The sequence below is a fragment of the Microcoleus sp. B9-D4 genome (assembly GCF_036705105.1).
Classification (GTDB): domain Bacteria; phylum Cyanobacteriota; class Cyanobacteriia; order Cyanobacteriales; family Microcoleaceae; genus Microcoleus.
This window is the reverse complement of sequence record NZ_JAUBTS010000122.1, coordinates 1-7202: the sequence shown is the minus strand read 5'-3', so window position 1 is coordinate 7202 and position 7202 is coordinate 1. Positions and strand designations below refer to the sequence as shown.

Below are 7202 nucleotides of genomic sequence, written 5' to 3'. Positions count from 1 at the left end.
GGGATTTTAAAGTCCCAAAAGCCTTTCGATCCTAATTATTTACTTGCTACCCCTTGACAGGTCAAGACAGTATCTACGGCTAATTGAGAATGGTGCAAGATATCAGTTGAAACCGACTGAAAATTCGCATGAAACCCATACACATCAACTAATTCTTCGTAACTATTCAGGGGGTAGAGGGAGGAGAGAGACCGGCTCAGAATGCAAGACCTGAATCAAGAACTCCAACACCGGGCGTTCCTGCAACCGTAAAGACATGACCACCGTCAGCAAACGTTCCACAAACTCGCTGCCCGAGCGAGACCAGGAGCCATAACTCAAGTCACGCCAAATGACCGCCGTGCGTAAAGCGCGCTCGGCTGTATTATTTGTCGGCTCGACGGATTCGACCTGGACAAACGTCCACAAGGCCGGTTCAATTTTTAAAATTTGCTCGCAGGTGCGTGCAGTTTTGGCCAAGGGCGTTTGCTCTCGGCTCGAATGACTCTCGGCTCGCGGCTTCACTCAACAGATGATGAACGCTTTGACGTAGCCGTGTCATAGCAGCTTGGAACAACTCTGTTGATAACGTTCCATCCCGCACTCGATGCCACCAGTGGAAGAGGCGTTGAGTCTGTTTTAGTAGAGCTTCACCAATCTCTTTGGAGACCCCACTGCGTTCAGCTATACGTTTAAAATCGCGCTTTAAGTGCGCCCAACATACTTGTCGTTGCTCAACGTCCAATCCGTTGTAGACACTATAGCGGTCGCTAACGACTAGGCCTGTGTAGTTCTTTCCTAATAAAGCTTCCGCGCTACTACGAGCGCGGTTGAGGGTCACTTGATAGACCGCCACGTTATTGCTGACGGCGGTCCATAACCAGGCCGAGGCGTTCTCGGGATTATTGCCGTCACCATTGTTTTGACTCCAACTGGTTTCATCAACGTAAGCCGTTCCACTGGCCATGATGTAACTTCTGGCTTCATTCACCACTTGGCTGAGTTTCTGACTGACTCGTTGACGGATGCGGTTGACGGTTCCCGTACTCAGGTGCACTTGCCACAAGTCCCTCATTAGGGTTTTTACCTGATTGTGGCTCAGACGATAAGCTCCACTCAGCAGAGCCACCAGACTTTGGAGACGCTCTCCATAACCACTGGAGTTTATACCATCGGGCAACTCGGCGCGAGTGGTTTGACCACAACAGCCGCAGGTCAGGGCGTGAAGTCGGTGTTCCGTTACCACTGGAGTCACGGGAGGAATTTCCACAATCTGATGGCGGTAAGGCTGGGAGTCTTCTCCTGTCAGAGGGGTTTGGCAATGCTTGCAGGTCTCGGGTTGATGGTCGATAATCTCGCTACACTGACTCGGCTCATATAAGTGTCTTGTAAATCCTTTATGTCCTTTTTGGCCTCCGCGCTTACGTCGGCCTCCTTTCTCTTGCTTCTTTTCTTTGGCTTGAGGAGGCTGTTTGGACGGAGGGATGGAGCTGTTTGAGGCGTTTAGTCCCAGACGTTCTTCAATGGCGGCGATTCGTTGCTCAATATTCCTCACCACATTTTTCACGGTTTCTGGGGTCTTTTCCCAGTCCGCGCGAGGAATCTTGATGCCACCTATCGTTATGCTCTCGTCCATACTCCCAGTTTACACCATCTCCCCATCCCCCTGAATGGTTACAATTCTTCAGTCCTCTTGAGCGAGGACTTTCGCTATGAGACAGGGGTTTCAACCCCTGGCGGACTCGACAACGAACCAACTAGCCCCTGGCGCGGACTAACTAACGGACTAACAAATCAAATTCGATCGCCCCCATCAATCCAAAAAAACCCGATCGCCCATCCACAAAAACCGATCGCCCCTTTCCCTAAAAGTCGATCCAAATACTATCTCTGAAAAATAAAAATTGCTCGCTCTTTTTAAGGCAAGTAACCCAAGGTAAATAATATGATATTTTCTAATTGTACTAGTATCTCTGGATTGACTTCACCAATTTTATTTCGCAATCTTGTTTTATCCAAAACTCGCAGTTGATGGCATAATGCAACAGAATCTTGAGTTAATCCTCCCTCACCGCCGGGAATCAAGACACAGGAAGGAAGAGATGCACGGCGCAGATTTGTGGTGAGAGGAATACTGATAACAGTAGTTGTGTATCTCGAAATTGTATCGTTTTGAAAAATAATTGTGGGACGCACGCCTGCTTGTTCGGAACCTTGTGTGGGATCGAGGTTGGCAATCCAGATTTCACCTCGTCTGATTGTCATGCCAAATCCTCATGTTTGAGGAGCTCTGAATATTCGCTGATTCCGAGTTCCGCCAGTTGTCGGTCTTCTTCGGCAAATTCGCTGTAGAGTGCAGCTAAGTTAGTTTCGTCGATCGTAGGAATAGTCACTAATCTGGCACGGAATTTCAGGAAGCTAATAAATTCAAATACTTGTTGGAGTTGTTCTCGATCGAACTTTTCTAATTCTTGTTGGATTAACTCTCTCATGACAGTCATTTTTGTTGTCAAGTTTTCTGTATTATAGCCCGATCGCCCATAAACCCAAAAATTCGATCGCCCATCCACCAAAAACCCGATCGCACATTTCTCTCAAATTCGATCGCCCATCCACTAAAAAGCCGATCGCCCATCCACAAAAAACCCGATCGCCCCCATCCACAAAAAACCCGATCGCCCTTAAACCAACTCTACATCACACACACTCGAAATGCCGAATCCACCAGGCTCGCCCCCAATAATTACTGTAGGGGCGGTGCCCCCGTGCCCGCCCGACTATACCCATTATCGCCGCCGTGTCAAACCATCTACCGAACTAACCGTATAGACATTAGGCAAAAAGTCAACATTTGGACCTGAAGCTTCTAGAAGATCGAATGATTGTGGACGATAATTAACAGTATCAAATAGTTCTCCTCCCCCTACAGTCCCAATCGAAACCTCTAATAAATCCTCCCGGCTTGCACTACCCGGTCCTCCTAACTCTGTACCGATATTGGTCAAAGTGAAATTTAACTCTCCTTGACCTTTTTTATCATCTGGAATTAGAAAACTGTTAAGTCCAAGACCTTTTTGAGCAACACCTGTGATATCTATATTTGTGCTATTGTTGTCTGGATTCGAGTATTTGACATTCAGGTTAGCAGTCCCCTGATAAGGGATAGCAGATGGCTTTACCTCTATTTTTAAGAAGGGAGTGGATGGTGTTGTTGGAGGTGTTACAGGAGTAGTCGAAGGTTCATCGCAGAAGTCTAACCCCAGAGTCTTTCTGAGCGTCTTCATTCCATCGCCTTTGCTAAATCCGACTGTATTGGCAACCTTGTCGTAAAGCTTGGAATTGAAGTTATAAGCAATATCTTTTACTGCACCCCCCACTTGCCCAAACAAATCGTCAGCAGCTATCTTACCATATGTCTTAACTACATTAGCCGCCAGTTCGCTTCTTTCTGTAACAAAATTGATTGCCTTTCTCGTTACTTTCAATGCACCAGCTTTGAGAGGACGCACAGCATTACCGAGTGCACTACCTTTAGCCAATAGTTTACCGAAAGGAATTAAACCAAAGGCTTCCTCGGCTATATCTCCATCATTACCAGTGAGAACAAGGCAAACAGTATCGAACACTTTAACACCAGCAGCGGCTATTTCCAAAGCACCACCTACTGTTGCTCCTATCAGTGCGCTCGTCCCTAATGTCGCTGGAGCCGCCACAGTTCCAACTCCTACCGCGAAAAGGCCTCCAAGAGCAAGGTTATCGGAGACATTATTATTTTCTGAAAGAGCGCAAAGTCCCTTAAATAATTCGCAGGGGGTTATTGATGTTGGTGTGGCTGGGGTCGTCGGCGTGGTTGGTATTGAGGGGTCACTTGGGCCAACTACGGTAGCAATCGTCTCCTCACTACCAGCCCCATTTTTTCGCTTGGCAACGATTGAACCGTCATCTTGCCGATCGAAAATTGATTTGTTGGTCGAACCTTGAACCTGAGCCTCCATCCGCTTACCGTCAGCACTCATGTTAAGGGTGTGAGCGGGCATACTGCTTTGAGGGCCTGGTTGGTAGCGTAACTCACGGGCGCTGATTTCATCACTTGATCGCTTAATATTGACAACATATTGACTGCCATCGCTGCCGTTCAAAATGAAATCATAGGTATTCGACCCGGTACTGCGGACAACCGGCGCGTCATAGGTGACAGTCTCTTCTCGGAGGGCGGGATTAGCATCCAAATTAACGAAGCGACCGCGTAAATCGTCTGGTGCCGCCCCCTGAACAACTCCCAATACTGAATTAGTGCCAGCAACACGGATAATCGTACTTGATCGATTGTTGGCGACCGTTGGTTGGAGCAATAAATCGGCCTCAGTGAGATCGAGATCGATCCCGATGAAATCTTCGCTTTTGTTAAAATCTGTCAAGATATCTGCCTCGCTCACGACAGATGTAGCAGTATTAGAGCGCAGCACGAATGTATCGTTTCCAGAGCCACCCGTTAGTGTATCAATGCCAAAATCGCCTATGAGCAGATCGTTACCAGTTTCACCGTTGAGAAGGTCATTTCCAAGACCGCCCCGCAAAATATCGTTACCTTCGTCCCCAAACAGCGTGTCTTCCCCCTGATTGCCATTGAGAGCATCTATGCCCGCTCCACCGCGCAATAGGTCGTTGCCCTCGCTACCGCTAATAACGTCATCGCCCTCGTCACCCGCGATCGTATCCGCACCGACACCGCCGGAGAGCAAATCGTCACCAGCACGACCGGAAATGAAGTCGTTTCCTGCGTTACCACTTAAAAAGTCTTCTGCGACAGAGCCTTGTAGTGTATCGTTACCCCCCAGGCCGAGGATACCTTGGATATACTGACCTGACTGATCTGGTGTCGCCGTAAACAGGTCGCCACTCTCAGATAAGCGAAAAGCCCGACCATCGCCGACTTGAGAAGTCGATCGCCCGATATCCCCATCAACACTACCGGAGATAAAGTCCTTTCCCGTGTTACCATTCAAAAAGTCTGGCGCGATCGAACTTTCTAGCGTATCGTTGCTTCCCAAGCTAAAGATATTCTGGATATTCTGAGCATTCGATACCGTCTCTTGAGTCGTGGCTTTTTTCGAGCCACAGCCACAATCCGCTTGATTCTTGGCGCTGCTACCGTTCAATATGTCATCGTTCTTGTCCAGCAAAGCTAAATTGTCAGGCATATACTGTTGCTTTGTGTTGGTGATTTAAGAAATCTACCTCACCTGTCTCATCTATGTCATGGCTGAAAAAGCCCGAAAAAGACTGAAAAAGCCCGAAGTTTCCTTAACTTTATATTTCTTCACTTAACCCATGCAGCCCAACGACGATCGCCCGTTGCAAGCCGTCCCTGACGATAACGAATTGCTGAAATTGGTCGATGGTCTAATATTTGAAAAAACAGGTAAACATCTCAACACGCTACAGCAGTTAGTGTTGCAGGGAATGTATGATGGCAAAACCTACGAAACGATCGCCCGCGACACCCGCTACACTACAAAATATGTCCGAGAAGTCGGCTACAAGCTGCTCAAAAGTCTCTCCGCAGTGATGGATGAAGAGATGCAAAAAGGCAATCTCAAAGCTGCGATCGATCGCAGAAATATTAGCAATACCTCCAGTAATAACTCAAATTTCGGTAGAGATTATATTCATCAATACGTTGAATACGTTCAGACACTAAACTTCAACCCCTGTCCTTCTTTGCCTAGCAAATCTGACAACAAATACGCCACTGAATCCAGATTCAAAACTCAGATCGAACGGCTCGAAATTAATGTTGCTGATGTCGTTTGTAAGTTGCACGGTCAAGGTATTGAACCATGCCAAATCGCTCAGTTGCTTGGTCTGCCCGATGTGATGATAGAAACAATATTGCGTGAATTGTCATAGCTAAGATGCGAGATATTTGTAGGGTGCGTGGCTGCGAAAATTTCAAGTTGATTTAGAGATTGTCGATCGCGACGCACCCTACGATATAAAGTAAAATATAATTAATTATCTCGAAGTTCTTTTTCTTGCAAAAGTTGGGTTGCCCAAACCCGCTCTTCTTCCGATAGAGACGGTACGGGTTCTTGATTATAGTCGAGCCGATAATCATAGCCAGCGCGATCGTAAACACCTGCAAATATTTCTGGTAAATTAACAATAGGTTCTACATCTTCCTCGCGCAATGGAAGCGGAAATATAGGTAGAGAATCGCGGAGATTAAAAGCATAAAGTTCGGCAAACGGACGGCGATTACTGGGACTGACTAAAATCCGATAATCGCTTTCAATAGAATTATTAAGAATGGGCATATATTCCCATTTTCGTAGTAAATCGATTTCCACTAAATTGGTTAAGCTACCTAAAATGCTCTGGCGTTTTTTGAGATAAGTAATTCTTCCTTCTCCACTACGTTTGTTCACAGGAGAAAGAATCTCAATTGCAGTGACAACTTGTTTAGTTGCCATTTCTCGCACTTCCAAGTAAGTCTGTTTAATTTTTTCAGGAGCAGGCACTTTGACGGTAGTCGGAAGTGTTATACTTACAGTGGCAACTGAACCTGTAGGAATATTCGGGTTATTAGATTGACGCTTAATCGCAACATCGGGGATACCTACTAAAAGGGAGTCGCTGTTACTGTCATTTGGATCGGTAATTTCATAGATTCGTTTGTCGATTGCAACCTCATATTTAGGCCGAATTTGAGGCATGATGGTATCAGCGATCGCGATAATCAATCTATTGTGAGTTTCCTGCCAGAAATCGGGGTGTTCTAAGTAGGGGTCCATTCCAGGAAAAGGTGAAGGCATAGGACTGTTTTCCGATGTATTGACTTTCAAATCATTTTAGCATTTTTAATTTTGTAGGTGCGTCGCTTTAAAGCGAGGCAGAGCCTCTGGATATAGGTTCCCAGGCTGAGCCTGGGAACCAGTTAAAGCTTGTCAAGAACAGGCAGGATGGCTGTTCCACAGTAATTATTGGAGATGTCTATTTGTAGATGAATTTAATCTGTTGTGCAACAGGCATCTTGCCTGTTGATTTTGGGCGGGCAAGATGCCCAACCCCTACTCCCCACAACAAATTTAATCTACTGTGGAACAGGCATCTTGCCTGTTCCTAAAATCAGAGACACCCCAAATACTGGGGGGGTGACAAAGAGGCCTAGGAGATAGACCGAATCAGGGTTGCAGCCCGCATACCTTGTTGGTAAAAGCGGC

Annotated in this window: 7 protein-coding genes and 1 pseudogene; 2 read left to right on the top strand and 6 right to left on the bottom strand. The window is 46.6% G+C overall.

Annotated elements, in window-relative coordinates; genetic code table 11:
* Nucleotides 1-162 precede the first annotated feature (162 nt).
* A pseudogene (tnpC, locus tag QUB24_RS32620) lies at nucleotides 163-1615 on the bottom strand (IS66 family transposase).
* Between the two features lie 57 nt (nucleotides 1616-1672).
* Here tnpC and QUB24_RS32615 point away from each other — a divergent pair.
* Nucleotides 1673-1873: a hypothetical protein gene (locus QUB24_RS32615; protein WP_333157692.1), complete on the top strand. Its 201-nt coding sequence runs from the start codon at nucleotides 1673-1675 to the stop codon at nucleotides 1871-1873.
* Between the two features lie 23 nt (nucleotides 1874-1896).
* Here QUB24_RS32615 and QUB24_RS32610 read toward each other — a convergent pair whose 3' ends face one another.
* From QUB24_RS32610 to QUB24_RS32595, 4 genes are all read right to left on the bottom strand, one after another.
* Nucleotides 1897-2244 (bottom strand): type II toxin-antitoxin system PemK/MazF family toxin, encoded by a 348-nt coding sequence (locus QUB24_RS32610; RefSeq protein WP_333157691.1) that lies wholly within the window; start codon nucleotides 2242-2244, stop codon nucleotides 1897-1899.
* Nucleotides 2241-2471 carry a hypothetical protein gene (locus tag QUB24_RS32605; protein WP_333157689.1) on the bottom strand — a complete coding sequence of 77 codons (231 nt, stop codon included), beginning with the start codon at nucleotides 2469-2471 and terminating at the stop codon, nucleotides 2241-2243. Before QUB24_RS32605 ends, QUB24_RS32610 begins: the two co-directional genes overlap by 4 nt.
* 31 nt (nucleotides 2472-2502) lie before the next feature.
* On the bottom strand, nucleotides 2503-2643 hold the full coding sequence (locus QUB24_RS32600) for a hypothetical protein (RefSeq protein ID WP_333157687.1): 141 nt from the start codon (nucleotides 2641-2643) through the stop codon (nucleotides 2503-2505).
* 122 nt (nucleotides 2644-2765) lie between these two features.
* Nucleotides 2766-5180 (bottom strand): calcium-binding protein, encoded by a 2415-nt coding sequence (locus QUB24_RS32595; protein WP_333157686.1) that lies wholly within the window; start codon nucleotides 5178-5180, stop codon nucleotides 2766-2768.
* Between the two features lie 130 nt (nucleotides 5181-5310).
* On the opposite strand from QUB24_RS32595, the gene QUB24_RS32590 reads away from it, so the two are divergent.
* Complete coding sequence (locus QUB24_RS32590) at nucleotides 5311-5889, top strand: hypothetical protein (RefSeq protein WP_333157685.1); 579 nt, start codon at nucleotides 5311-5313, stop codon at nucleotides 5887-5889.
* A gap of 101 nt (nucleotides 5890-5990) precedes the next feature.
* On the opposite strand, the gene QUB24_RS32585 is transcribed toward QUB24_RS32590, so the two are convergent.
* Nucleotides 5991-6794 (bottom strand): DUF4058 family protein, encoded by an 804-nt coding sequence (locus QUB24_RS32585; protein ID WP_333157684.1) that lies wholly within the window; start codon nucleotides 6792-6794, stop codon nucleotides 5991-5993.
* Nucleotides 6795-7202 lie beyond the last annotated feature (408 nt).